The sequence below is a fragment of the Levilactobacillus acidifarinae DSM 19394 = JCM 15949 genome (assembly GCF_001434835.1).
In the GTDB taxonomy this organism is placed as follows: Bacteria; Bacillota; Bacilli; order Lactobacillales; family Lactobacillaceae; genus Levilactobacillus; species Levilactobacillus acidifarinae.
Map to the genome: position 1 here is coordinate 296679 of NZ_AZDV01000005.1, position 22387 is coordinate 319065.

Genomic DNA, 22387 nt, shown 5'->3' on the forward strand with positions numbered 1-22387 from the left:
TTTGGCTTTTGTGAAGCTAAATTCAGGGCTAAATAAAAAGTTATAAGAAGTCGTTAGAAATGGTCCCACGGGTCATGGTCGCCGCCCATCCAGCGGCCCCACATGTAACCACTGTACATATCGGCGCCCGCGTGGGGATCGCCCACGAAGGTCGGGTGGCGAAAGGCCTTGAGAATTTTGAGCAGGACCCAGAGCAAAAACGGGGAAAGAATCCAAAAACTGACCCAACCCCAGCCTAACCCGGGGGTGATCTTGGCGGGTTTGGCGATGTGCCTGGTAATAAACTTCTGGTAACGGTTGAAGAAGGTCATGGCGGACTGCGCCGTTCCCTGTTTGTTTGAGAGCCGACGCGTCAACTGCCACTTCTGAAAGTCGGAAACGCCCTTGGTCAGGTTATCGGACGGATCAATCACCGTGTGCCACCCGTTGTCGGGATAAATAATAATGACCGAAACCTTGTCGTGGAGCCGTTTAGTGGCTTGAGCCGCGGCGTATTCCTGGTCCCCGGTCGAGGCGGTCGGGTCCACGGCTTGTTGGCCCAGTTGTTGGAAGTGCTGGTCTACCAGGGCGTTGCCCGGCGTATCGAAGGGATTACTATAATCGAAGCCTAGCGTGGCAGATGCGGGCAGTTGGGCGTAGGTGTACACCCACAGTTGCGGGCGGTTGCGTGTCCGTTGCCAGCGTTGGTTGGTTTGAATGATTTGTTGACGTTGCTGGGGCGAAAGAATCCCCAACTGGTCGTGAATATAGGGGGAGGCGTGGGCGGTCATTGACAGGCCGAGGCTTCCTAATAAGCAGATTCCCATGACGAGTAGCAGTCTTTTCCAGGACATAAGTGGCACTCCCTTCACTGATGAATGGTGCGGTTACCTTCATTATACTAAAGTCGTGATGGGGTGGATGAACAAAATACGCGCGGCCGTCGTTGGTCGCGCGTATTTGTGATTAGCGTTTAAAAATGGTGGCACCGAACGACTCGTCACCGGTGTAGTTGCCTTTCAGTTGTCCGATGTGTTTTGGAATGAAGTCGAAATGCTTCTTATTAAAAATCTTGATTTTAATTGGTGCAGAGCTCTTTTTGGAATAGTGTATCCGGCCGTAATACACTTTGGAACTATGCTTCTTCAGACCGGATAACCGCCAAGTGTAGTGACCTAAAGCGCTGCTATGTAGGGACATGTGGTTGCCCTTAAACGTGGTCTTGTCGTGGTAACCGCCCTGGGAGCCGTCAGTCAGCCGATAAAAGGTGTGGTGGCGAATGTAGCTGGGTAGGTAGGTGGTTTTAGCGCTGGCCGATGGGGTAGACATTAGGCAGCCGGTTAAGCCTAAGGCGAACGCTGCGGCCGTTACAATAAGTTGTTTTTTCATGAATTGACCTCCTCATAGTCTGCCTCTAGTATGCGAACTTGAAGGGGGAAAAGCAATGGCTGTTGTACCAATTAATCTATTAATAATTACGCCAAAAAAGGAGCCCGTTCGGTTGAACGGCTCCCATAGATCCGTTAAATGAATTTTTTGATGAGCGCCACGCCGAATAAAATCACCGGTAGAGCTAGCGTGAGTTCTCTAAGGCCCCAAGATAAACGGTAATAAACATTGGCAGTTCGATGTTGAGGTAAGAAACGGTGAAACCAGTAGTAAGTAACCCCCAGAATCACCACGTCATTGATCAATTGAACTGGTAGACTGCTAGTCAAGAACACGTCGATGGCAATCCAGATGGCGACGACGCACCAGAGATCGAAAAGCGTGATTAACGTTGCAACGTTGCGCATGGTAATTCCTCCTCGAAATAGTATTCCCCATAGGTCTATTTTAACTCACGGTTTAAAAAATACCATGAGTTTCCCGCTTAGGGGGAGCTTTCCAAACCGGAGACCGGGGTGTTTAAACCGGAACTGGGAGCCTATCCGCTTAACCGTAGAGATTAAACCCCTTTCATAGCGAAACTTATTTTTGCGTTTACTAAATTATTACATCCTCTTTATCATTTCTCGACATTCCTCCGCTATGCTGGGAATAACTAATTAACCAGGAGGCAATATTAATGAATTCAAGATTGACCCGGACTTTGAGCTTAGCGGCTTTGGTCCTGACGCTGACCGGAGTGACCACACCAACGGTCTCAGCCCTAGCCGATGGCGGACCTACGACGACGGCGACAACCCAAAAACCAGTCGCCCAAAAGCCAGTAACGACACCGACACCCAGCAAACCGGCGCCAGCTTTACCGACGGAGCCTGCTGCGGGTCAACCCGGATCACGGATTAAATTGGAATCTAATTACACCGACAACACTCGTGATTTGGGTGGTTACGTGACGGCGGATGGTAAATGGAAAATTGCTGATCATCGTTTATTACGGTCCAATAACTTATCTAAGTTGACGGTAAATGATGCCAAGCTATTAGCAGACACATATGATGTTAAAAAAGTTATTGATATGCGAACGAATGGTCAAATTAAAAAGTCCCCGGATAAGCCGATTCCGGGCGCTGACTGGCAACAAATTTCAATTTTAGGTAAGTTAGCCGACGTTCCACACGTGCCAAACCGCCCAGCCGACGATTTATCCGGGGATGGGGCCTTCTATGATCACCGGTTAGAGTTTGCCTATTCGGCCGTGACGGGATACCGTCAGTTCTTATCGGGGCTCCTCACGCAAAAGGGTGCGACCTTGTTCCATTGTTCTTCGGGTAAAGACCGAACGGGAATTGGCGCGGTCCTAATCATGTCAGCCTTAGGGATGGATCGGAAGACAATCTATACGGATTATCTGCTATCAGAAACTTATAAGCATCACGTTAATAAATACTGGTTAGATGAATATTACCGTGAAGTTTTGAGTCATTATCAGACGATGGACAACTATTTAACGACTTTAATGCAGTTTGGTCCTTATCAACGCGAGCTGTTAAAGTCTAAGTACTTAGTTTCTACGGATGGCAAAGAGACACCTTATCCAGCACCAGCTGCGCCTAGTACTCCGGCACCAGTCCCTGTCCCGCAGCCAGCAACACCGGTGGAGAAACCGGAAGTTAAACCAACTCCCGACCCGGTAAAGCCTAAACCAGAAGTCATGACACCTCAACAGCCGGAAAAGCCAGTCAACCATAAGCCGGCAAAGAAGGCTAAAACGGTCAAGGTCCTTTCGGTTAAGAAGGTTAAGGGTGTACGGTACGTTCACACCAAGGCTAAACGGGCCTACTTCTATGACCTGAAGCTGAAGCATCAAGTCGGTAAGACGGCCAAGCATTCAACAACCAAGTGGAAAGTGGTTAAAGAAGCTAAGCTCAAGGTCAACGGCAAGACGGTTAAGTACCTACAAATCAAGAGCCCCCACGGCTATCATCGTTGGATCCAAGCAAATTTTGTCACGACGAGTCGTTAGATCGTATTTTAAAAACGTTTTTCGAGATCCCAATTTGATGAGGATTATCGCAAAAGACCGTTCCTCGCAATACGCGAGAAACGGTCTTTTTTAATCCGGTGTGTTCGTTTATTTCACGTAAGCCGTTCGGTAATCAGCGGCCCCGTCGAACTGGTTGTACACGACGCCCTTGACCTTGGGGTTGACCAAGATGTTGGTTCGCGCGTCGTAGAGTGGCGTGACGGCTTGATCGGTCATGGCCGTCTTGGCGGCTTTGACCAGGTCTTGGTACCGTTGCGTTGGCTTCAAGGCGTCCTTGCCTTCAGCCGCAGCTAAGGCGTTATCGTAGGCCTTACTGTCGTAGTGGCCCATGTTAGAATTGTTGGTCGATCCCAGAATCTGTAATGATTCGATGGGGTCGGCGTAATCCATGCTCCAGCCGGTCAGGTTCATCTGGAAGTTGCCCTTAGAAACGGCACTCAACATCGATGGGAACGGCACGGCCTTCACGTCAATGGTCAGGCCCTTGAGCTTACTGTTCAACGTGCTTTGGATGTATTCGGCCGCTTGTTTCGTGGTGTCATCGTCGGCACAGATCATGGTGATGGTCAGCTTAGACTGGTGCAGTTGTTTCAGAGCGGACTGGAACAGTTTGTTAGCCTGGGTTGGGTTGTAATCGGCGGTCCCGGCGACCGTGGCGTTCTTGGTAAAGTCGGCCTTAGTTTGGGGGTTCTTCTTCATGTTCCGTACGGCGAAGGTCGTAGCGGGCAGTGAGCCGTTTTGAAGGACCTTCTTGGTTAATTGTTCCCGATTAATGGCTAACGATAAGGCGGTCCGTAAGTCGCGGTTAGCGGTCGTGGCGTCCTTTTCGTTGTACTGAATGAAGCCGATTCGCCCGGAAGCCAGGGTCTTTAATTCGGAATTGTTCTTGTTTTGCTGGGTTTGTTCACCGTCCAGGGTGACCGCGTCGAGCTTCTTAGATTGATATAAGTTGTAGGACGTGGCACTGGACTTGATGACCCGGTAGTTGATGTGTTGTAGCTTGATGGCCTGCTTGTCGCGGTAGGTGGGGTTCTTCTTTAACGTCCAGCTATCACTAGTCCCGTTCCACTTGGTCAGCGTGTAAGGGCCGTTGTAGACTGTGGTGCTGGCCGAGGAACCGTACTTGCTGCCGTATTTTTGAACGGCTTTTTGGTTCAACGGGAAGAAGGTTGAGCTGGCGAGAACCACCTTGAAGTACGAGGTCGGTTGGGCCAACTTAATCTGCAACTGGTACTTGCCCGTGGCCTTGACGCCCAGCTTGCTCGGGGCTAATTTGCCGGCCGCCACCGCGTTAGCGTTCTTAATCTTAGCGAATTGGTAGGTAAATTCGGATTTGGACTTGGGGTTTAACGTCCGCTCCCAGGAATAAACGAAATCCTGAGCGGTTACCGGATCGCCGTTGCTCCATTTACCGTTGTGGTGTAGGTCGATCGTGTAGACGGAACCGTCTTTAGATACGGTGGTCTTCTGGGCCAAGGCGTTGACGGCTTCGCTCTTGGCGTTCAACCGGAACAGACCTTCGCCAACCTGACTCAGTTGGCTACTGGAAACGCTGTCGGTAATTTTAGCGACGTCCATGCTGGTGATGGGTGAGGCTTCGTAAAGGTTGATGTTTTGGGGAACGGCGGCCGATGTAGTTTTTGAGTGGGCCTTAACGGCGAAGAAGCCGCCGAGAACGACAACAACGCCGCAAAGTAATAACGTGGTTTTCTTGTTTAAAATGCTCATTATGAATTCCTCCAAATAGGTGATTAGTCGTTTGGGTTGTCAACATAGCTGAGCTTTGCCATCGAATCAACATCATGTAATTCCTCCTCGATTAACTGTAAACAAAAACCGCCCTTAACAGCCAATGCGTTAAGGACGGTTAAATTAACCGCGGTACCACCTTAATTGGACGCGTGACGCAAAACTAGTCACCGCGCCCCCCTCACAGGAGACCAACATCTCCCTGACAACTGACGTATGTCACACGTCTTTCCGTACTTGAATTCTTTCGGGAAAGCCCTCGGTGGTCCATTTACTTACCTGCGTTCGGCCGTACTCTCAGCAACGACGGCTCTCTTGACGGGCATAATAAGCTTGATCTCCACTTCAATGGTTTGTTTCGGATGATTCTTGAATTGAGACTAGTGTACGTCCGGGCATTGGGGATGTCAACTATAAAAATTAAAAAGAGATGAGAATTTAGCGTAACTTATATAGTAAGAACGGGGTGAAAAATATTTTTACGTGGGCGTCCGGCCAAGCGTTCACCCACGGAATCAGGGGGGAGCTTGCTATAATGAAAGACGTGAGAAACGACCGTTTATCTGGCGGTCAAAAAGAAGGGGATTAGTATGCAAGTTTGTCCACACTGCGGTCACTCGGTGCCAGCGACCGCGAAGTTTTGTCCGGTTTGTGGGAAACCGTTACCCGAGACGGCTCAGACGACCCAGTCCACCGATGCAACTGCTAAGAAGCACCCGCGACGGCAGTCACTATACGACGACGCCACGGCGCGGTTAAACCACTATGCCGGTGAGGAGGGGGCCGTGAAGGTCAATCTCAAAGATTTGTTTTCGGCGGTCTTTCAACACCATACCAAGGCGGAGGCCGAGTCCATCTTTATCGCGGGAACGGAGACCACAACGCCGCGCTTGGCGTCCCTTTCCGCGGCTTGGGTGAAACCGTGGTTGTTTTCGCGGATTCTTTTGGGGTTCTTGTTGGCCTTTATCGCGCTGTTGTTTATGGCCGTCGAGTTTCAGAACCCCAACGCAATTCCCGGATTGATTCTGGTCGGCGCGTTTGCGGTGCCCGTTTCCGGGCTGGTCTTTTTCTTTGAGGCCAACGCGTTTCAGGATATCAGCCTGTACGAAGTGATGCGCGTCTTCTTCATTGGCGGCATCTTCGCGTTGGTGACGACGGTCTTCTTGTACCAGTTCGTCAGCTTCAGTCAGACCAACCAGATGACGGGGATGTTAACGCTGGGCGATTCGTTGGTGATCGGGATCGTCGAGGAAGTCGGAAAATTAGTGATTACCTGCTACTTCATCAACCAGCTACGCATCAAACATATCTTAGGGGGCTTGTTGATTGGGGCTGCGGTGGGCGCCGGGTTTGCCGCGTTTGAAACGGCCGGGTACATCTATCGGGCTGGCAACCTCCTGGTAGAAGTGGCCGTCTTGCGGGGCTGGTCAGCGATTGGGGGTCACCTGGTCTGGGCGGCCATCGCCGGCGGGGCCGTGATGGTGGTCAAGCGAACCAAGCCGTTACGGTTAACGGATCTGTTCGACACGCGGTTCCTGGTGTTTTTCGGGTTAGCGATTCTGTTGCACGCTGCTTGGGATTGGGACATCGGCATCATCGGTCCTTATCTGAAATTGCTCTTATTAATCATTATTGCCTGGGTCGTCGTGTTCGTCCTGATGAGCGCGGGGCTCAAGGAGGTCACGCACTTGCAGCAACAAGCGCGGGCTTGACGGCATTCAATCAACGCAAAAATCTCGTCCTAACCAGCCGTTAGAACGAGGTTTTTTCATGCCTATTTTTTGTTCGTTAATGTTTCGTGAGTGATGGCTTCGATGTCGGCCTTGGCAATCTGGGCCCGGTACTTTTTGAGGTGTTGAAAATCGTGTTTGTTCGTGATGAAACCCGATTCGACCAAGCTGTAATCGATGCCCCGGTGACGTAGGACGTTGCAGTTGTGCAGGTCCGTCCGGTAACTATAGCCGCGGTAAGCGCGGTTCAAACCGATGTATTTCTGGATCACCTTAGCTAACCGTTGATCTCGTTTCGTGGGGTGCGCCTTGTGAATAATCACGTGGCCGCCCTGACCGCTGGGTGCATCGAGGTGAAACATGATGACCGTGGTGTGTTTATTCAATTTGTACGATCCCTGGTGGTGGAATAAGGTATCGGATACCAGGTTACGCTTAGGGTTGTAGAAGGTCACCTTGCTGTGCTTGACCTGCTTAGCGTACTTGCGTAGTTGTGGCAGTAAAATCTTGCGTAACGCCGTGGCTTCGGTGGTGCCGTTGCCCCGAGCACCAGGGTCGCCAGCGCCGTGGCCCATCACGATGAGGTAGTGATGGGGGGCCTTCTTGGTGACGGTTTTGGTCACCTGCTTCGTGGTGGTCTTAGGACGCGTGGCGGCTTGGGCTGGGGTGACGAGAGCTAATCCCGCGATTAGGGGAATTAAGAGACTCCCCCAAACGATGAAACGATGCCATTTTTGCATATGTAGAAACACTCCTTAGGGGTCCCATCCAGTTTAGTGCGGGGCTAAAATAATGGTACTGCTTAAGGATAGCGCGGATTGATGAAAACGGCAAAGAATCGTCAACCCTATGGCCCCTCCCAAAAAAACGATGACCATGATTGCGGCGAGTTAAGCGTGGACGGTGAGGTTGTGGGGCGTGACCCCCGTAACGACCGGGTGGGCTTGGAAATATTGCTGAACCAAGTCAACCATGTCGCTGTCGATTGCGCGGATAATCTTGGCCGACTGAAACATCGGGTAGTCACCGCCCCCGTGTCCACGGTACTGGTTCATAACGATGGTCAGTTGCTGATCTGGTCGTACGGGGTCGTCGTGGTAACGGAGCCGGACTAACCGGTGACCCACGGGTTGGTGCAGATCAAAGGTGTAGTCGATGCCAGCGTAGACGTCGTAGTTGTAGAGTTGGACCTTCGGCGTGGTGAAGGCGGCGGCCACTTGGATCTGACCGTCGTTGGTGAGCGTAAAGAAACTGGCGCAGCGTTCCAAAGCTGCCCGGAGCTCTTGCCCCGTGATGCGTTCGACCACCAGGGTATTGGGATAGGGGTAGCTATTGAGAAGTTGACGGCGGGTGACGGTCGGTTGAAAACCCAGGACCTGATCGTTAAACAGGGCGGTGGCGGCGATGTCCGCGTGACCGGCCGTCATCTCGACTCGGTTAATGAACTCCAGATAAGGGTGCCCGTGGAGGCGCGCAGCTAAAGGATCGTTAACCGCCATGCTGGCACCGGTCAGGTGACCGATTGGCTGGTCGAGCCAGGTTTGAACGCGGGCCTCTAGTCGACTCGTTTGGGCGTGGAGCTGGGGGTCGGGGGGTGTCGTGGCCGTTTTGAGTAACTGAGCGCGGTGAGCAATCACGTGATGGTCCGCAACGTCCAGGTCAATCACCCCTACGGCTAGTCCCTTTTCTCCCGGCTGGGTGACGGGGACGTCGTGATAGACGCCGGCAATTTGGCGGTGTTGGTGGCCGGTAATTAACGCGTCAATCCCGGGGACCTGAGCAAGGAGTTGGCTACCCTCGTTTTCACCCGTAGCGGGTTCGGTGGCGGTCCCACTAACGAGGTCGGCTTCAAAGCCACCGTGGTAGGCGACTACCACGATATCGGCCAGTTGATGGAGCTGCGGGACCCAAGTTTGCGCCGTGGCAAGGGCCGTTTGAAACGTTAAACCGGTGAGGTGGTCGGCGGCTTCCCAGTGGGGCACGTAGGCCGTGGTAAGCCCCAAAACGGCAATTGTTAACCCACCCTTTTCTAAGATGGTATAGGGACCGTCACTGATGCCTTGGGCCTGGGCTCCCGCAATGTTGGCCGCCAAAACGGGATAGTGCCGCTCGGCTAGACTGGCGCGCAGGTAGGGTAACCCGTAGTTAAAGTCGTGGTTGCCGAGAACGCCGACGTCGTAATGTCCGGCGTTCAATAATTGTGACCACAGAGCGGCCTGCGTGGGAACTTGGGTGGCTAAATAACTGGCTAGTGGGGACCCCTCTAACCAATCGCCGTTATCAATGGTGACGATGACGGTATCCGGTGTGGGGGCCTGTAACTGACGGAGAAGCGCTGCGGCACGTAACCAACCGTAGGGTTGGTGATCGTGCCGACTGCTATAGTTGGTGGGAAACAGGTAACCGTGAACGTCACTGGTCGACACGATTTTAATGTGGGTCATTAGATCAACTTCTTTCGTAACCGTTCGGAGAGTGAATCGATGGCTAAGACCATCACGATGATGCCCAGTAGAATGATGCCGACCCGTGACCAACTCCGAGTTTGAATCGCAAAGATGAGGGGCGTCCCGATTCCGCCGGCGCCGACCATCCCCAGAATTGAGGCCGACCGGACGGCGATTTCAAAGCGGTAAAGGGTGTACGAAATGAATTCGGGAAAGATCGTGGGCAGGGTGGCCAGGGTCAGAATTTCGCTCCGATTACCCCCGGCACTACGAATCGCTTCTTCCGCCCCGCGGTCCATGTTTTCTAGGGATTCACTGAATAATTTTCCCAGCATCCCAATCGAGTGAATGCTGACGGCCAAGACCCCGGCGTAAGAACCTGGCCCCACCGCCTTAATGAACATGATTGCCAGGACGATTTCGGGAAAGGTTCGAATCAGCGTCAAGACGACCTTGCCGCTACCGGAGCGGAGGTGGGCCCAGTGCTGATCCGTCCGGGCGGCCCAAAAGGCGAAGGGGACACTGATCAGAGCGGACACGAAAGTTCCCAAAAAGGCGATAGCGAGGGTTTGGAGAATTAGTGATGAGAGGTCCTCACCACTGCCGTTATAGACGTAGGCCCAGTCGGGATGCAGCAGGCCTTTGAGGATCGACCGCGAGACGCTCCCCGCGGATTCTTGAATGCCGGTAAAGTGCAGTCCGCCGATGGCCCAACTGTAGACGCCGGCCACGACGACGACCCAGAGTAGCCAGTGCCAGCGGCGCCAGAAGAGGTGCGGTAGGGGATGGTTTTCAAGCGTTGTTTGCATTACAGAAGCACCCTCCTTAGATGGTTACTGATCCCGTCAATCACTAAAACCACGACTAGGGTCGCCAGGATGATCACGGCGGTGGCGCTGTAGTTGAATTCACCCAGTGACCGCTGGAGGTAGACCCCGATACCCCCAGCCCCCAGGTAACCTAAAACGGTGGAAGCCCGGACGTTAATTTCCAGTGTGTAGAGAAAGTAGCTGACGAACTGGTTAAGAATCTGGGGTAAAACGGCGTACCAGATGATGGTGACCTTGGTGGCCCCTACGGATTTAAGGGCCTCCAGGGGACCCATGTCGATGGTTTCGATGACTTCATAAAAAAGTTTTGACACCATGCCGAACGAAAAAATGGCTAAGGTAATCACGCCGGCCGTCGAGCCGATCCCGAAAATGGCGACGAAAATGGCAGCGAGCAACAGGTCGGGAAGCGTGCGGACCAAATCTAAGAAGAAGCGAATGAGTCCCCGTAATAGGCGGTTACCGACCAGATTGCTGGCGGCTAGTAGGGCGAACGGGACCGCCAGAACGGCCCCAATCGTGGTCCCCAAGACAGCCATCTGAATAGTTTCGTAAAGTGGTTGCAGGATTACGTGGAGGTAGGACCAGGCGGGATGGGACATCTGAACCAGTAACGCCAAGAACTGATCGATATTACTGAGAAAGGTCCCGAAGTTAGCCCCGGTCATCAGGGACGATAGGACTAATAAAACGGCTAATAGTAGAGTCCAACCGATGGCCGCCACGTGATAACGTTGGCGCCAAGGACGTTGGGGTAAAGCGGGGGTGGATTCAGTCATTGGGATACCTCCTAGTTGGCTTGGTAGATACGATCCAGGTCCGCCGTCGTGACGTTAGCAATGGGCTGATCGTAGACTAATTCACCGGCGCGCAGACCAATGATTCGGTCGGCGTACTGGCGGGCCAACGCGACGGAGTGTAAGTTTACGATGACCGTGATGTCGTCTTCGCGATTCAAGCGCTGGAGGGTATCCATGACGTCCTTAGTGGTCCTAGGATCTAGCGAGGCCACGGGCTCGTCGGCCAAGATGATCTTGGGGTCCTGCATGAGGGTGCGGGCAATGGCGACCCGTTGTTGTTGGCCACCGGAGAGTTCGTCGGCGCGAGTGAAAATTTTGGGTGTTAGGCTGACACGCTTTAGCGCTTGAATCGCGCGCTGTTTATCGGCGGCACTGAAGAGCCCCAGGACACACTTCCAGGTGGGGTAGTAGCCTACGAGACCGGATAAGACGTTTCTTTCGACGCTGGCCCGGTTGACGAGGTTGAAGTTCTGAAAAATCATCCCGATGTGACACCGGAGTTGCCGCAAGGCTCGGCCTTTGTAGTCACTGATGGGTTCGTTGTCGATGCGAATCTCTCCCGATGAGATTTCGTGCATCCGGTTAATGGTTCGAAGTAGCGTACTCTTGCCGGCGCCGGATAGGCCCACGACCACTAAAAATTGGCCGCGGGGGATTTCAAAATTGATGTCTTTTAAGCCGACGGTCCCGTTGGCGTAAATCTTGTTAACGTGATGAAAAGCGATAATTGGCTTGGTTGATGTAGCTTGCATGGTTGTTTTCCCCCTCGTCACCGGGCTGGGTGACTGGATTTGCCAAAAAAGTAGCCAAGGCCCGTGTTGTCCTTCGCTACTTTTAGTGATGACGCGTGCTTACTTGTTCAGTTGGGCGGCCTTTTTGTCGTACTGACGGATAATGTCAAAGTTGCTGTCTTTAGAGTCGGTGTAATTTTCGTGACCGTAAACGCTGGAAATGATGGCGTGACCTTGCTTAGTTTTGGCGATGGCCTTAAAGGCAGCGGCGACCTTCTTTTGCCATTTAGCGTTCATATCCCCACGCACCGTGATGGTGTCGTTAGGAATCTTGTTGGTCGTGTAGATTGGAACGACCTTACTCATGATATCCGGTGCGTCCTTCTTCACAATGTTCCGAGCCCCTTGGAAGACGAAAGCGGCGTCGGTGTTCTTGTTGTAGACCGATAAGACCCCTTGGTCGTGACCCTTGACCTGGACCGTCTTGATGCCGTCCTTGTTGATGTTGACACCGTGTTCCATCATTTCAACGGCGGGATAAATCCAGCCGGAGGTTGAGGTCGTGTCTTGCACGGCAATCTTCTTGCCCTTCAAGTCCTTAATCGACTTGATGCCGCTATCTTTACGGACCAGGATCTGGGAGCGGTAATAGTTAACCATTTCTTTGGTGGCTTGGTCGTTAGGCTCCTTGAGGCCGTAACGTTCGGCCTGTAACAGAACCTTATCGTGGTACTGTTTGTGAGCTAAGACGTAGGCGTCAGGTGGCAGGAAACCCACGTCGACTTTCTTGGAGCCCATGGCTTCGACAATCGTGTTGTAGTCGGTCGAAACGCTGACTTTCACGGGAATTCCAAGTTGTTTCTTCAAAAGACCTTCCAAAGGCTTGGCCTTGGCCTCTAACGTGCTGGCGTTTTGCGAGGGAACAAACTCAACGGTCAGCTGCTTGGGGGTGTAACCAGCGGAACTGGAAGAACTGGTCGAACTAGTAGCCTTACCGCACCCGAATAGGGTTAGGGGTAACGCAACTAGAGCGAGACCGAGTACCAGCCGTTTCGCATTGCCGTGCAAATGCATATGACTCACTCCTCCGAATATGTAATGGATAACTTGATTCCTGTTAATTCTAGCAAAAAGGCGAACGATTACAACGATATTGGCCTATAAATTAAACAATTAACGGCAATAAAAGTTTTAATAATAACGTTTCTTCAATATAATGGCCTAAAATCCGATGATTTAAAAACGCTTGATATAAAAATAATTATTTTAGAGGATAACGCAAATTTCAACTGGGTTGGGCGACAACGTGGTCTAAGTTTTGGGCCCCGAGAAACATTAATTCGTTAAACAGCAAAAACGACAATTACTCCCAGGTCGGGAATAATTGTCGCTTTTAACGTAATCAGTCTTTTCGTTTGACCTGAAAAGCGATCAAGTGGTTGGGATCACGAAGGCGTGACCGTTCGGATGACTAGTCTGAGTAGTTGTTGCCAAATAACGAATAGTTTGCTGAAGTGGTTTGGCTCGGGCAACGTCCGGATCTTGATGCGTCTGATCGGCGTTTAAGTGCACCTGGACCGTGTTAACGCGGACGTCGGTGCCGCGAAGCCCCTGGATGGTCGTTTGAGTCCAATCATGAAGTTGGGTGATCAGTTGCTGGTCCGGCGCATCGGGCTGAGCCGTCAAGACGTTGACGATACTTCCGTGAAATTGGTGGCGCATGATGGCGACGGCCGCCGTGGTTCCCCAAACAACGCGGCGTTGGGTGCGTTCAAAGTAAGCCGAATAGGCGTCGGTGTGGTCCTGCCAATCCCGTGGTTGATCGTTAATCCCCGGGATGTTAACCAGGACGTCGAGACGATTATAGGTGGTGATGACCTGGCGAATCACGCGTCGCCAGTCAGCCTGACGGGTCACGTCCAGCATCAGATGGTGAACGTTAGGCCCGAGTTCTTGGGCCAACGCGGGTCCCCGACTGACGTCCAGGTCGGCGAGAATCACAGTCGCCCCCTGAGCACTAAAGTCGGTCGCACAGACACTCCCCATGTTCTGTGTTCCGTTAGCAATTAGAATAACCGGTTGATGTTGCATCATAAATTCCTCCCCCACAGAAATCCAGTGATCCAATAAGTCTAGTTTAGTGTAACGGGGAACAAAAAGGGAACCGATGACGGTCGCTTCGGTGGGTTAATTAATTAATGTTATGAGATAGAAATCATTTATGGCCTAAAGAAGAGGTTATCTTTGGGGCCGTGACCCCGGTTGGTGTTAGGGTCACAGTGCCGCTAAAGCTCGCAACGGGTACAGATCGATGCAGTCAGGACGATCAACCTAAAAAGGGCAGCCGCGAACTGGCGGCTGCCTGGTTATTACTAACCATTAAATTTAAGGAATATTAGGCGTCCCGGCAACGTTTAAGGCGTTAATTGTGCCTTGAGAAATTTGGCCGGGCTATCGAATGATTAATTATAACTTTAATAATTGTTTGGCGACCGCCTGATCGACAATCAACACGTTCGCGTATTTTCCTAACAACGCTGCGTGGATGGCCCGCAGTTTGGGTTCGCCGCCGGCAATTAGGACCGCGTATTTTTGGGTGCCAAGATGGCTCAAGGGAAGGGCCACGGTCCGTTGGTCGAGCTGGGGGTCGGCAATCTCACCGCTGGCGGTGATGTAGTGTGACAAGATGTCCCCCACGGCGTCGCGCTGCAGGGTGGTTATCTGGTCGGCCGTGAGGTAGCCGGAACGAAAGAGTAGGGCGTCGTTGCGCGTCGTCCCGACGGTGAATAGCGCAATGTCGGCTTGATAGCCCGTCTGCACAACACGCTGAATAAAGGGATCGTGTAAGGCAGCGGCCTTGACCTGCGCGTCGTCAAAGACTAAGGGGAGCGGTAATAGACGTGCTTGGGTGTGAAAGGCGTGGTTGAATTGCTGGGTAATTTCGGCGGAGTAGTTGGTTTCCGCCGAATTGGTCAAACTGCCCTTTAGTTGAACCAGTTGCACGTCTTGGGCTTGACTGGCGTGCAGGTGTTGGGCCACGGCCAGCATGGTATGGCCCCAATTAAGACCGATCGTCATCCCCGTGGTCACGATGGTGTCGAGGTAGTCGGCGGCCACCGCGCCCAGGTGGTCCCGAATCCCCGCTTCGTCATGGTTGACCTGTTGGGCGATGACCACGTCTTTTAGGTGATACTTTTCTTTGAGGGCCTGCTGTAGCTTAGCGCCATCGGTAAAGGGATCGTTGATTTGAACCGTGACGATGCCAGTGTCGCGCGCGAGTTGCAGGGATTTAGCCACCGTGGGGCGGGACAGATTCATTTTTTTAGCGATTTCAATCTGGCTGAGGTTGTCTTGGTAATAGTACCGGCTGACCGCTAGCAGTCGTTCCGTTTGTTTATGAGAGAGCATCGCGTGATTCCTCCGTCTGTAAGTTGTCATTATTCTACCACAGAAATCTAATTTTACATTTGTTATTTTTATATCTTTACATTTGTAAAAATACGTGTTAAATTAAGCGTGTTGAAAAAATCACATCATAGAAATGGGGACTTACCAATGAGTTTAAACCAATACATCGATCACACCTTGTTAGCACCCGAAGCCACGCAGGCCGACGTGGACCAAATTATCCGCGAAGCCAAGGAAAATAATTTTTGCTCCGTCATGTTGAACCCGTACTGGGTCAGCTATGCGCACGCCCAATTGAAGGACACCGACGTGAACACGGACACCGTGATTGGTTTTCCGCTGGGGGCCAATACCACGGCCATTAAAGTTGCCGAAGCCACGCAGGCCATTGCCGACGGGGTCGACGAAATCGACGTGGTGATGAACATTGGCGAGTTTAAAGGGGGCCACGATGACCTAGTCAAGCAGGATCTAGCGGCCGTCATCAAGACGGGGCACGACCACCACAAGCTGGTTAAGGTCATCATCGAAACGGCATTGTTGACGGATCAAGAGATCACGCGGGCGTCTGAATTAGTGGCCGCTGTTGGGGCCGAATACGTCAAGACCTCGACCGGTTTTTCTACGCGTGGGGCGCAGGTCAACGACGTGGTGCTGATGAAGCAGGCCGTCGGGGACCGGATCAAGGTCAAGGCATCCGGTGGGGTCCACACCAAAGAAGAGGCCGAAGCCATGATTGCGGCCGGGGCCTCGCGGTTAGGGACGAGTTCTGGCATGAAGGTTATTGGCAAAGCTTAGCCGGCCGATGATTCTAATCGAGTGAGCCTAAATTTTACTAAAAACACGTTCTTCCGGTACCGGGGAAGAGCGTGTTTTGGTGTGGTCAAAAAGGAATCATTGAATTTTTGGGCCAAATCCCTTGCCTTGAAGTAACTAGAAGGCTGTAGGATAGGAATTATTCGATTAGGCTTAAAAGGAGACTTGACCATGAATATTAAAGAAGCGAGTTTAAAAACGGGTGTATCCGTAGCGGCGATTCGGTACTACGAAAAGGAGGGGTTGATTCCGTCAATCGACCGTTCCGAGGCCGGTAACCGGATCATTGACGAACGCATTTTACGACGGATTCGGTTTGTGATTCAGATGCGTTCGGTCGGGATGAGCATTGAGAACCTCCGGCGCTATAGTCAACTATTCGATGCGCAGGAGGACAATACCGCTGAACAAATTGCGTTGTTAAAGGAACAACTCGACGTGATGGCAGAAAAACGCGACGACTTACAGGCCGCCATCGACCACCTGACTTATAAACTGGCGCACTTCGAGGACCACATGCGACCGTCTGAGGACGAACTCCGGGCTTTGGAACGGCAACACCCAGTGAAGAACGATCACTAATTAGGTGTTGCGTAACGTGGGCATTAAGCTCCCGAGGGGGCGGATAAGGGGCGTTTTTGACGTTGGTTTTGACCTTGATAACGAGACGAAAAAACTCACGAGCCGTTGAGAACTCGTGAGCTTTTTTAGAAGTTGATTTTGGACGTTAGTTTTGTTGTACCGTGGGCCGCAACAAAATCTCGTCGATGCCGACGTTTTCGGGTTGGTCGATGGCGTAGAGCACGGCGTTGGCCAAGTCGTCGGGACTCAGACCAATGCTTTCCTCACGTTGGCGGGCCTTTTTCTGCAATTCGGGATCACCCACGGACTTCCACAAGCCCGTGTTGACGTTGCCCGGAGAGACCATGGTCGACCGGATCATGTTCGGGCCTTCCTCCTGGCGTAAGGCGTCCATGATGGCGCGCAGGGCGAACTTAGTCCCCGAATAGATTGCGGCGTTCGGGTTGATCACGTGACCGGCGTTGGAGTCCGTGGCGATGAAGTGTCCAAAGCCTTGTTTCTTCATGATGGGTAGCGCCGCGGCAATCCCGTAGAGAACGCCCATGACGTTGATCTGGAAGGCGGCTTCCCAGTCGGCTACTTTCAAATCCTTCAGGGGCGAATTGGGCATGATCCCGGCGTTGTTATACATCACGTCGATTTGACCGTAGTGGGCTTCGGCCGCGTCCACGAATTGCTGAACGGAGTCCTTTTGGGTCACATCGACCAGGTGGTAAGCGGCTTCGCCCCCGGCGGCCTGAATGTCACTCACTAATGCCTTGAGTTTTTCTTCGCGTCGCGCTCCCACGAAGAGCTTCGCGCCGTGGGCCGCCAACTTTTTGGCGGTTGCCGCGCCGATTCCCGAAGAGGCGCCCGCAATGACAACAACTTTTCCTTTAACAGCCATGAAAAAGATCTCCTTTGTTATAAGTTTTTCCGTAATGCAGCAATAATTTCGCGGTAGCTGGTGTCGCTTAGCAGCACCGGGTCGGCGGGATTGTTCACGAAAGCATCGTTCCAATCCGCGTCCGTTGGTTGCTTGGGCACCACGTGTACGTGTAAGTGTGACACGGTGTCCCCGTAAGTGGCGTAGTTGATTTTCGCCGGATGAAAGGCTAACGCCACGGCGTGCGCCGCGTGGGCCACGTCGTCGTAGAATTCTTGGCGTTCGGTTTCGTTGAGTTGGTAGGGTTCGTCAACGTGCCAGTTGAGAACCACGGCGATACGGCCCCGGTGGGTCTGGTCGCGGCTAAGATAAACGGTGGCGACGTGCAGTGGCGCCACCAGAATGTAGTTCGCCGCTAATTTGGCGTTGCGCGTGCAGTAAAAACAATCTTCTTGATAACGAGTCATTTAAAAGGCCTTCCTTAGAGTGTGGGGTGCGGCGTCATGGTTGACGTCGTCACGTGAGTTGAACGGTGCCGAAAAGTTAAGACGATTAACGCGGGAACTAAGAGGGATGCGGCCAAGAAAAACATCCCCGTCACGGTGCTGTGCGTGGTGGTTTTGAGCCAACCGATGGCGTAAGGCCCGAAGAACCCGCCGAAGTTACCGATGGCGTTCACGATGCCTAAGCCCACGGCGGCCATCCGTGGATCGATCGTGGTGGAAAGGGCCCAGTATGGCCCGGAATAAGCGTAAACGCCCATGGCGGCTAAGCAGATGAAGCCGACGGAAACGACTGGTAGGTGAGTGGTCAGTGCCGCCCCAACAAAGCCGAGGCTACCGAGCAGGGCGCCCGCCGCGGTGTGGACGGGCCGCTCACCGCTTCGATCGGACAACCGGCCGTTAATGACTAGGGCGATGGCGCCTAACAGGTACGGAATCGCACTGATCAGGCCAATTTGCATGGTGGTCAGGGTCGTCGAGAGGGCCTTGACCATCTGGGGCATCCAAAACGTGATGCCGTAGAGGCCCACACAATAGAAGAAATTCATGTCGGTGAGTTTCCAGATCTTCGCGTCCTTAAAGGCGGCGAGAAATGGGGCGTTCACCACGCGTTTTTCTTGCGCTTGTTTCGCATCCAGGGCCAGTGCCTGAACCAACCAGTCACGTTCTTTAGGCGTGAGCCAGGTCGCCGTCGCGGGTTTGTCCGCCAGGAAGAAAATCGTGTAGACGCCCATGAGGACGGCGGGGACCCCGATAATGAGGAATAACCAGCGCCAACCGGCGAGGCCTAACGCCAGGTGAATCCGGGTGATGATCCAAGTCGCGACCGGCGCCCCGATGGAATTAGCGACCGGTGGGGCGACCATGAAGGCCGCGATGGCGCGCGCCCGGTCCTGACTGCGAATCCAATACGTAATGTATAACGTCATGCCCGGGAAGAGGCCGGCTTCGGAAACCCCCAGCAAAAACCGGAGAATCACCAACATTGGAATGGAACTCACAAAGCCGGTCACCAGGGTCACGGTCCCCCAGAAGATGAGGATGAAGGCCATCCAGCGACGCGCCCCGATGCGCTCGAGCATCATGTTGCCGGGGATGCCAAAGATGAAGTAACCGATGAAGAAGATTCCCGCGATGAACCCGTAGGTCGTGGCGGTTAGGCCAAGGTCTTTGTCCATCCCCCCGATGGAAGCGTACGTAATACTACTGCGGTCGAGAAATGCGATAAAATAAATAACGAATAAGTATGGCAAAATGTGCCAAGTCACTTTTTTTAATGCGCTTGCTTGTGGTCCAGCCATAGGGACCGCCCCCGTTTCGTGTAATTGGTAAAGTGCGTTTAAGCTGTGGATATATCCTTGAACTCACGAGTAAGTGTAAGCTATATGAAGCGCTTACATTTAACGAATAATGCACGATTTTCTGGAGAATATCACACTCATGGAAAGGTGGTCACAAGCATGCAACCCTTGCGCGATTCACAATTAACGGTTCTGTGGATGAGTGGCCGGACTTATCAACGGGGAGAGACCGTGGCACGACACCAACACCACTTTAATCAACTCCAACTGGTATTAAGTGGCGAGGAGCAAGTTCAACTCGCCCAACGTCACGGCACGGTCTTTGGGGGGCAACTTTACCTGGTGACCCCGCAAACGCCCCACGCCTTTAAGTTTAATCACGACGCGGTGATTATCGACATTAAGTTCACGGTTAGCCCGGATTTACAACGGTTACTTAACCAAGTCGCTCAGCCGCCGATTTTTACCGTCAGTGATTGTGAGAGTTTTCGGCGGTTATTGACCCAGGCGCTCACGGCTCAACGCCACCCGACGCCTTACGGGATGTTACGGGTCGATGTGCGGCTCAAGGACCTCCTGTTGACGGTCGTACTGGACCAGGCGGAGAAGGGCACCGCCGTGCCGGAGACGACTTACATGAGTCCGGACACCAGCTTCGTGCCCCTGCGCTATTTGCAGCAACACTATGCCGAGCCCCTGCAGTTGGCGGACCTGGCGCGACATTTCCACTATAGTAAAAATTACGTGATTGAGATTTGTAAACGGGAGACGGGGGCCACCCCGAACGTCTTGCTCCAGTTGATCCGGATTCGCCATGCGAAGAATTATTTGGCGTATACTGAACTCAGTATCAACGATATTGCGATTCACGTGGGACTGGACGCCAACTACCTCACCCGGTTGTTCAAGCAACGGGTGGGGCAAAGCCCGCTCAAGTACCGGCAGACGATTCAAGCGGAGCGCCGCCAAAACGTGACGTTGCTTCGGAGTTTTGATCACCAGCAACAACCCAAGATTCAACATCCTAAGAAATAAAAGGAGTTTTTTCGTGACCCAATCCATAACCACCATTTATGATGACCAGCTACCGACGCTATTACTGGCGCTGCATCCCGACGCGACCACGGCGGTCTTGTCCGGTCATAAGATCCTAGAGTTTCGCAAGCGGTTCTTCCCCCGGCCGTTTCAGGCCTTCGTGTACACCACGGGACGGGGGATTCAGTTCTTCATGCGCTGTGGCGCGGCGTATCAGGGACCAGCTGCCACCGTGGCCAAATTAGGCACGCTGGTTCAGCACAGTAATTTCGCGGCCACCATGCACTACTTGGGCGCCGGATCGACCGGGATCGCCGTGCCGATTCAAGCGACCTACCGGCTGACCACCACCGTGACGTTGGCCGATTTACGGGCGGTCGCACCCCAGGTGGCGGTGCCGCAGACCTACACGTTTTTGGATCAGCCCCAGCGCGCTGAGTTGTTGACTTACTTAACCCAACAATCCTACGACCTCCACCACCAAGTGGATTGGCATCGGCGGCAACCCATGGTGGACGCCCTCTTTTCCTAAAGCCCCGCATTTTTTGAAACGGCTTGCATTTTAGGGATGAATGCGTTATCCTTAACTTGTCAGTTAAGAATCATTCTAAACTAGAGGAGGCTTTTGTTCGATGTCAAAAGAACGAATCGTGATTGTTGGGGCTTCACATGGGGGTCACCAGTCAATCTTAGAGTTACTTAGTCGCTACAATGATGTTGATATTACGTTGTTTGAAGCGGGGGATTTCATTTCCTTCATGTCTTGTGGGATGGAATTGTACCTGGAAAACAGTGTCACGGATGTCAACGACGTGCGTAATTTCAGCGCTGATGATTTTCCACAACCTAACGTCCACGTCTTGGATCGCCACGAGGTCACCAAGATCAATGCCGACGCCAAGACCGTGACGGTCGTGGATCACGCCACTAACCAGACTACGGACCAACCGTACGACAAGTTGATCTTGAGTTCTGGCGTGACGCCGAAGTCCTTACCCGTGCCCGGGGCCGACCTGGACAACGTATTCTTGATGCGGGGGAAGGATTGGGCGTTAAAGATTAAAGAAAAACTCGCCGACCCGGCCGTCAAGCACATGACCATTATCGGGGCCGGCTACATCGGGATCGAAGCCGCCGAAGCCAGTCGGAAGGCCGGTAAGGAAGTCACCTTGCTCGACGTGATCGACCGGCCACTGGGCACGTATCTGGACAGCGAATTGACCGATATCCTGGCCAAGAAACTGACGGCTGAAGGCATTAACGTGCAGATGAACGCCAAGATCACCGCCTACACCGGGGACAAAGCCGTCAAGGCCGTGAAGACCACCGACGCCGAATTTCCAAGTGACGTGGTGATTCAGGCCGCCGGTGTGCAACCGAACACCGACTGGTTGAAGGGCACCGTGGACCTGGACAATCGCGGTTGGATCAAGGTCGACAACTACCTGCGGACCAATTTACCTGACGTTTACGCCATTGGGGACGCCACGTTGGCTTACTCCATTCCGGCTCAGACGAAGGTCCCCATTGCCTTAGCGACGGTGGCGCGGCGAGAAGCCCGTTACGTGGTCAAGCACCTCTTCGAAAAGCAACCAGCCGAACCGTTCAAGGGCTTGGTCGGTTCCTCCGCTTTGAGCGTCTTTGACGAACACTTTGCGCAGAGTGGGCTGAACTCGTTTACCGCCAAACGCGCCGGCGTTACGGTGGCGAAGGACTTCTACCATACCACCTTGCGGCCGAAGTACGTGCCCAGCGACAAGGGCAATCCGGACGTTTACGTCCAGTTGTTCTTCAACCCCACGACCCACGTCTTACTGGGCGGCGCGGTGCTGTCAACCTACGACGTGACGGCGCAAGGCAACGTCTTAGCTTTAGCCATTCAACACGGGTTACGCCTCGAAGACTTGGCCGAAGCCGACTTCTTCTTCCAACCCGGCTTTGACCGGCAATGGAGCCTGTTGAACCTGGCCGCCCAACACGCCTTGGGTGAAGAACCGTTCACTTACTAATAAGCAAATTTAACTGAGCGTCTGGTTTTAAAAACTAAGCAGCACTTCCGGGCCAGCTCATAAAATCATTTAAAAATCGGGTGTCATCAGTCCTTATTGTGGCTGATGACGCCCGATTTTTGCGTTGATTTTTTCTAATGGGTGTGGGGAAATTGTAAACCGTGAGTCT

Annotated in this window: 22 protein-coding genes and 1 other annotated feature; of the genes, 7 read left to right on the top strand and 15 right to left on the bottom strand. The window is 52.9% G+C overall.

The window, feature by feature from the left end; all coding sequences use genetic code 11:
- Nucleotides 1-53 precede the first annotated feature (53 nt).
- The 3 genes from FD25_RS03735 to FD25_RS03745 all read right to left on the bottom strand — a co-directional run bounded on the left by FD25_RS03735 (nucleotide 54) and on the right by FD25_RS03745 (nucleotide 1775).
- Nucleotides 54-833, bottom strand: a complete 780-nt coding sequence (locus FD25_RS03735; protein WP_146999924.1) for a hypothetical protein — start codon at nucleotides 831-833, stop codon at nucleotides 54-56.
- Nucleotides 834-945: 112 nt separating this feature from the next.
- Nucleotides 946-1368 (bottom strand): hypothetical protein, encoded by a 423-nt coding sequence (locus FD25_RS03740; protein WP_057801465.1) that lies wholly within the window; start codon nucleotides 1366-1368, stop codon nucleotides 946-948.
- 134 nt (nucleotides 1369-1502) lie between these two features.
- The gene (locus FD25_RS03745; RefSeq protein ID WP_057801468.1) at nucleotides 1503-1775 is read right to left on the bottom strand and encodes a hypothetical protein; all 273 of its coding nucleotides are present in this window, start codon (nucleotides 1773-1775) and stop codon (nucleotides 1503-1505) included.
- 272 nt (nucleotides 1776-2047) lie between these two features.
- On the opposite strand from FD25_RS03745, the gene FD25_RS03750 reads away from it, so the two are divergent.
- Nucleotides 2048-3391, top strand: coding sequence for a tyrosine-protein phosphatase (locus FD25_RS03750; protein ID WP_057801471.1), 1344 nt, complete (start codon nucleotides 2048-2050; stop codon nucleotides 3389-3391).
- A 108-nt stretch (nucleotides 3392-3499) separates the two neighbouring features.
- On the opposite strand, the gene FD25_RS03755 is transcribed toward FD25_RS03750, so the two are convergent.
- The gene (locus FD25_RS03755) at nucleotides 3500-5140 is read right to left on the bottom strand and encodes a peptide ABC transporter substrate-binding protein (RefSeq protein WP_057801474.1); all 1641 of its coding nucleotides are present in this window, start codon (nucleotides 5138-5140) and stop codon (nucleotides 3500-3502) included.
- Nucleotides 5141-5268: 128 nt separating this feature from the next.
- Nucleotides 5269-5519, bottom strand: a binding site (T-box leader).
- A 232-nt stretch (nucleotides 5520-5751) separates the two neighbouring features.
- Here FD25_RS03755 and FD25_RS03760 point away from each other — a divergent pair.
- Nucleotides 5752-6873, top strand: a complete 1122-nt coding sequence (locus FD25_RS03760; RefSeq protein WP_057801476.1) for a PrsW family glutamic-type intramembrane protease — start codon at nucleotides 5752-5754, stop codon at nucleotides 6871-6873.
- Nucleotides 6874-6935: 62 nt separating this feature from the next.
- On the opposite strand, the gene FD25_RS03765 is transcribed toward FD25_RS03760, so the two are convergent.
- The 8 genes from FD25_RS03765 to FD25_RS03800 form a co-directional block, all read right to left on the bottom strand.
- Nucleotides 6936-7631 carry an N-acetylmuramoyl-L-alanine amidase gene (locus tag FD25_RS03765; protein WP_057801478.1) on the bottom strand — a complete coding sequence of 232 codons (696 nt, stop codon included), beginning with the start codon at nucleotides 7629-7631 and terminating at the stop codon, nucleotides 6936-6938.
- A 150-nt stretch (nucleotides 7632-7781) separates the two neighbouring features.
- Complete coding sequence (locus FD25_RS03770) at nucleotides 7782-9335, bottom strand: bifunctional metallophosphatase/5'-nucleotidase (protein ID WP_057801479.1); 1554 nt, start codon at nucleotides 9333-9335, stop codon at nucleotides 7782-7784.
- Nucleotides 9335-10147, bottom strand: a complete 813-nt coding sequence (gene phnE, locus FD25_RS03775; protein WP_057801481.1) for a phosphonate ABC transporter, permease protein PhnE — start codon at nucleotides 10145-10147, stop codon at nucleotides 9335-9337. Before phnE (FD25_RS03775) ends, FD25_RS03770 begins: the two co-directional genes overlap by 1 nt.
- Entirely contained in the window at nucleotides 10147-10947 is an 801-nt protein-coding gene (gene phnE / locus FD25_RS03780; protein WP_057801483.1) for a phosphonate ABC transporter, permease protein PhnE, read from the bottom strand. Before phnE (FD25_RS03780) ends, phnE (FD25_RS03775) begins: the two co-directional genes overlap by 1 nt.
- 11 nt (nucleotides 10948-10958) lie before the next feature.
- Nucleotides 10959-11720 carry a phosphonate ABC transporter ATP-binding protein gene (gene phnC, locus FD25_RS03785; protein ID WP_057801485.1) on the bottom strand — a complete coding sequence of 254 codons (762 nt, stop codon included), beginning with the start codon at nucleotides 11718-11720 and terminating at the stop codon, nucleotides 10959-10961.
- A 99-nt stretch (nucleotides 11721-11819) separates the two neighbouring features.
- Nucleotides 11820-12773 carry a phosphate/phosphite/phosphonate ABC transporter substrate-binding protein gene (locus tag FD25_RS03790; protein ID WP_057801487.1) on the bottom strand — a complete coding sequence of 318 codons (954 nt, stop codon included), beginning with the start codon at nucleotides 12771-12773 and terminating at the stop codon, nucleotides 11820-11822.
- 357 nt (nucleotides 12774-13130) lie between these two features.
- Nucleotides 13131-13790 (bottom strand): SDR family NAD(P)-dependent oxidoreductase, encoded by a 660-nt coding sequence (locus FD25_RS03795; protein ID WP_057801489.1) that lies wholly within the window; start codon nucleotides 13788-13790, stop codon nucleotides 13131-13133.
- A gap of 375 nt (nucleotides 13791-14165) precedes the next feature.
- A complete protein-coding gene (locus tag FD25_RS03800; protein ID WP_225428549.1) occupies nucleotides 14166-15107 on the bottom strand; it encodes a sugar-binding transcriptional regulator in 942 nt (313 codons plus the stop codon).
- Between the two features lie 147 nt (nucleotides 15108-15254).
- On the opposite strand from FD25_RS03800, the gene deoC reads away from it, so the two are divergent.
- Together deoC and FD25_RS03810 are read left to right on the top strand one after the other, a co-directional pair.
- Nucleotides 15255-15905, top strand: a complete 651-nt coding sequence (deoC, locus tag FD25_RS03805; RefSeq protein ID WP_057801493.1) for a deoxyribose-phosphate aldolase — start codon at nucleotides 15255-15257, stop codon at nucleotides 15903-15905.
- Nucleotides 15906-16094: 189 nt separating this feature from the next.
- The gene (locus FD25_RS03810; RefSeq protein ID WP_057801497.1) at nucleotides 16095-16505 is read left to right on the top strand and encodes a MerR family transcriptional regulator; all 411 of its coding nucleotides are present in this window, start codon (nucleotides 16095-16097) and stop codon (nucleotides 16503-16505) included.
- A 145-nt stretch (nucleotides 16506-16650) separates the two neighbouring features.
- On the opposite strand, the gene FD25_RS03815 is transcribed toward FD25_RS03810, so the two are convergent.
- From FD25_RS03815 to FD25_RS03825, 3 genes are read right to left on the bottom strand one after another with little or no spacing between them, the layout of a single operon-like run.
- Nucleotides 16651-17391 (bottom strand): SDR family oxidoreductase, encoded by a 741-nt coding sequence (locus tag FD25_RS03815; RefSeq protein ID WP_057801499.1) that lies wholly within the window; start codon nucleotides 17389-17391, stop codon nucleotides 16651-16653.
- Nucleotides 17392-17408: 17 nt separating this feature from the next.
- A complete protein-coding gene (locus FD25_RS03820) occupies nucleotides 17409-17837 on the bottom strand; it encodes an HIT family protein (RefSeq protein WP_057801501.1) in 429 nt (142 codons plus the stop codon).
- 14 nt (nucleotides 17838-17851) lie between these two features.
- Nucleotides 17852-19174: an MFS transporter gene (locus FD25_RS03825; protein ID WP_057801503.1), complete on the bottom strand. Its 1323-nt coding sequence runs from the start codon at nucleotides 19172-19174 to the stop codon at nucleotides 17852-17854.
- A gap of 159 nt (nucleotides 19175-19333) precedes the next feature.
- Here FD25_RS03825 and FD25_RS03830 point away from each other — a divergent pair, with 159 nt between their 5' ends.
- The 3 genes from FD25_RS03830 (at nucleotide 19334) to FD25_RS03840 (ending at nucleotide 22218) form a co-directional block, all read left to right on the top strand.
- A complete protein-coding gene (locus FD25_RS03830) occupies nucleotides 19334-20209 on the top strand; it encodes a helix-turn-helix transcriptional regulator (protein WP_057801505.1) in 876 nt (291 codons plus the stop codon).
- A 13-nt stretch (nucleotides 20210-20222) separates the two neighbouring features.
- Nucleotides 20223-20741, top strand: coding sequence for a hypothetical protein (locus FD25_RS03835; protein ID WP_057801507.1), 519 nt, complete (start codon nucleotides 20223-20225; stop codon nucleotides 20739-20741).
- A 100-nt stretch (nucleotides 20742-20841) separates the two neighbouring features.
- Nucleotides 20842-22218, top strand: coding sequence for an FAD-dependent oxidoreductase (locus FD25_RS03840; RefSeq protein ID WP_057801509.1), 1377 nt, complete (start codon nucleotides 20842-20844; stop codon nucleotides 22216-22218).
- Nucleotides 22219-22387 lie beyond the last annotated feature (169 nt).

Coding starts and splice junctions, on each gene's coding strand:
- FD25_RS03810 (WP_057801497.1), top strand. CDS start 16,095: ATGAATATTAAAGAAGCGAGTTTAAAAACGGGTGTATCCGTAGCGGCG.
- FD25_RS03735 (WP_146999924.1), bottom strand. CDS start 833: ATGTCCTGGAAAAGACTGCTACTCGTCATGGGAATCTGCTTATTAGGA.
- FD25_RS03800 (WP_225428549.1), bottom strand. CDS start 15,107: ATGCTCTCTCATAAACAAACGGAACGACTGCTAGCGGTCAGCCGGTAC.
- FD25_RS03825 (WP_057801503.1), bottom strand. CDS start 19,174: ATGGCTGGACCACAAGCAAGCGCATTAAAAAAAGTGACTTGGCACATT.
- FD25_RS03750 (WP_057801471.1), top strand. CDS start 2,048: ATGAATTCAAGATTGACCCGGACTTTGAGCTTAGCGGCTTTGGTCCTG.
- FD25_RS03755 (WP_057801474.1), bottom strand. CDS start 5,140: ATGAGCATTTTAAACAAGAAAACCACGTTATTACTTTGCGGCGTTGTT.
- FD25_RS03770 (WP_057801479.1), bottom strand. CDS start 9,335: ATGACCCACATTAAAATCGTGTCGACCAGTGACGTTCACGGTTACCTG.
- phnC (WP_057801485.1), bottom strand. CDS start 11,720: ATGCAAGCTACATCAACCAAGCCAATTATCGCTTTTCATCACGTTAAC.
- FD25_RS03795 (WP_057801489.1), bottom strand. CDS start 13,790: ATGCAACATCAACCGGTTATTCTAATTGCTAACGGAACACAGAACATG.
- FD25_RS03790 (WP_057801487.1), bottom strand. CDS start 12,773: ATGCATTTGCACGGCAATGCGAAACGGCTGGTACTCGGTCTCGCTCTA.
- FD25_RS03740 (WP_057801465.1), bottom strand. CDS start 1,368: ATGAAAAAACAACTTATTGTAACGGCCGCAGCGTTCGCCTTAGGCTTA.
- FD25_RS03760 (WP_057801476.1), top strand. CDS start 5,752: ATGCAAGTTTGTCCACACTGCGGTCACTCGGTGCCAGCGACCGCGAAG.
- FD25_RS03765 (WP_057801478.1), bottom strand. CDS start 7,631: ATGCAAAAATGGCATCGTTTCATCGTTTGGGGGAGTCTCTTAATTCCC.
- FD25_RS03815 (WP_057801499.1), bottom strand. CDS start 17,391: ATGGCTGTTAAAGGAAAAGTTGTTGTCATTGCGGGCGCCTCTTCGGGA.
- FD25_RS03745 (WP_057801468.1), bottom strand. CDS start 1,775: ATGCGCAACGTTGCAACGTTAATCACGCTTTTCGATCTCTGGTGCGTC.
- phnE (WP_057801481.1), bottom strand. CDS start 10,147: ATGCAAACAACGCTTGAAAACCATCCCCTACCGCACCTCTTCTGGCGC.
- FD25_RS03820 (WP_057801501.1), bottom strand. CDS start 17,837: ATGACTCGTTATCAAGAAGATTGTTTTTACTGCACGCGCAACGCCAAA.
- deoC (WP_057801493.1), top strand. CDS start 15,255: ATGAGTTTAAACCAATACATCGATCACACCTTGTTAGCACCCGAAGCC.
- FD25_RS03840 (WP_057801509.1), top strand. CDS start 20,842: ATGTCAAAAGAACGAATCGTGATTGTTGGGGCTTCACATGGGGGTCAC.
- FD25_RS03830 (WP_057801505.1), top strand. CDS start 19,334: ATGCAACCCTTGCGCGATTCACAATTAACGGTTCTGTGGATGAGTGGC.
- phnE (WP_057801483.1), bottom strand. CDS start 10,947: ATGACTGAATCCACCCCCGCTTTACCCCAACGTCCTTGGCGCCAACGT.